This is a genomic window from Arthrobacter mobilis, assembly GCF_012395835.1.
GTDB lineage: Bacteria > Actinomycetota > Actinomycetes > Actinomycetales > Micrococcaceae > Crystallibacter > Crystallibacter mobilis.
The window spans coordinates 1-1,479 of the sequence record NZ_JAAZSQ010000056.1 but is presented as its reverse complement, the minus strand read 5'-3'; the positions used below and the strand labels follow the sequence as shown (position 1 = coordinate 1,479).

The window sequence follows — 1,479 nt, the reverse complement described above, 5'->3', positions numbered from 1 at the left end:
GCCGAGAGCCGACCGGTAAACTGAGCCAATGACCGCATCCACGATCCGCCTGCGCCGCTGGCTGGCCGGGCTCGCCCTGCTGCTTGCGCTGCCCGCGACCTCGGCCGTCGCCCAGGACTTCGAACTGCCGCCGGTCGACGAGGTCTTCGTCCTGTCCGCGCAGGCCACCGCGCCGGACCGCATCGAGGTGCGCTGGCGGATCGCCGACGGCTATTACCTGTACCGGCACCGCACCTCGGTCAAGGCCGATGCCGCCTTCACCGGCGCGACCATGGCGCTGCCGAAGGGCAAGGCCTACCGCGACGAATTCTTCGGCGACGTCGAAACCTACCGCAAGGAATTGCTCGGCACCCTCACCGGCACGCCCGCGGCCGGCGCGAGCGCGACCACCCTGACCGTGAAGTACCAGGGCTGCGCCGATGCCGGCGTGTGCTACCCGCCGCAGACCCGCACCCTGAAGGTCGCGTTGCCGGGCGAAGCGGGCGCTGGCGGCTTCGGCTGTAAGGCGCGCGGGCTGCATGATTATGTCGTCAAGAACGGCTCTGCCGATCATCCCAACGCCGAGGTGAAATTCGCACTGGGTGATGTGGTCAACACCATGATCGGCTGCACTAATGGTGAAACGATCATGCTGTGCCACGACACCTCGCTGCCGCGCCCCTATTCTCTCGGCTTTCGGGTGCAAGGCACCGAGGGGCTGTGGATGGACGTCAACAAGTCGATCTATCTGGAGGGCAAGAGCCCACAGCCGCACCGCTGGGAGCCTGCCGAGGGCTGGTTTGCGAAATACGATCACCCGCTATGGAAACGCTACGCCGAGCTGGCGGCAGGGGCCGGGCATGGCGGGATGGACTGGTTCGTGATCCACGCTTTTGTCGAGGCGCTGAAGGCCAAGGCCCCGATGCCAATCGACATTTACGACGCGCTGGCCTGGAGCGCGATCACGCCTCTGTCGGAACAATCGATTGCTGAGGGCAATCGCACGTTAGATTTTCCCGACTTCACCCGAGGGCAGTGGCGCACCCGCAAGCCGATCTTTGCGCTGAACGACGCCTATTGATCGACGCGATTTAGGCCAAGCGCACCGCAAAGGCGAAATTGGTAATCTTGTCGGTATCCTTGACGCCCGGCGCGCTTTCGACGCCGCTGGAGGTATCGACCAGCGGCGCTCCGGTGCGCGCAATCGCCTCGGCAACATTCGTCGGATTTAGCCCGCCTGCCAGCCCCCACGGCAAGGCACCGCGATATCCGGCCAGCAGCGAGCAGTCGAACGCCAACCCCATGCCGCCGGGCAGCGCGCCTTTGGGGGTCTTGGCGTCGAACAAGATCAAGTCCGCCGCCCCGGCATAGGCTGCGGCGCGTGCGACATCGCTGGCGCTGGCGACGGGCAGCGCCTTCCACACCGGCTTGCCAAACCGCGCGCGCAACTGGGCCACGCGTTCGGGCGATTCCGAACCGTGCAGCTGCAGCGCGTTCAGC

Annotated in this window: 2 protein-coding genes; one reads left to right on the top strand and one right to left on the bottom strand. The window is 66.1% G+C overall.

Going from position 1 to position 1,479, the window contains the following annotated elements; translation table 11 throughout:
* The first annotated feature begins 28 nt into the window (after positions 1–28).
* Entirely contained in the window at positions 29–1,060 is a 1,032-nt protein-coding gene (locus HGG74_RS20785) for a protein-disulfide reductase DsbD domain-containing protein (protein ID WP_168489440.1), read from the top strand.
* A gap of 10 nt (positions 1,061–1,070) precedes the next feature.
* On the opposite strand, the gene HGG74_RS20780 is transcribed toward HGG74_RS20785, so the two are convergent.
* Positions 1,071–1,479, bottom strand: a 409-nt coding sequence (locus HGG74_RS20780) for a phosphoribosylanthranilate isomerase (protein ID WP_168489438.1), incomplete at its 5' end; no start/stop codon positions are given.

Bases quoted from the DNA above. Each gene is read 5' to 3' on its own strand.
- HGG74_RS20785 (WP_168489440.1), top strand. From the start codon at position 29: ATGACCGCATCCACGATCCGCCTGCGCCGCTGGCTGGCCGGGCTCGCC.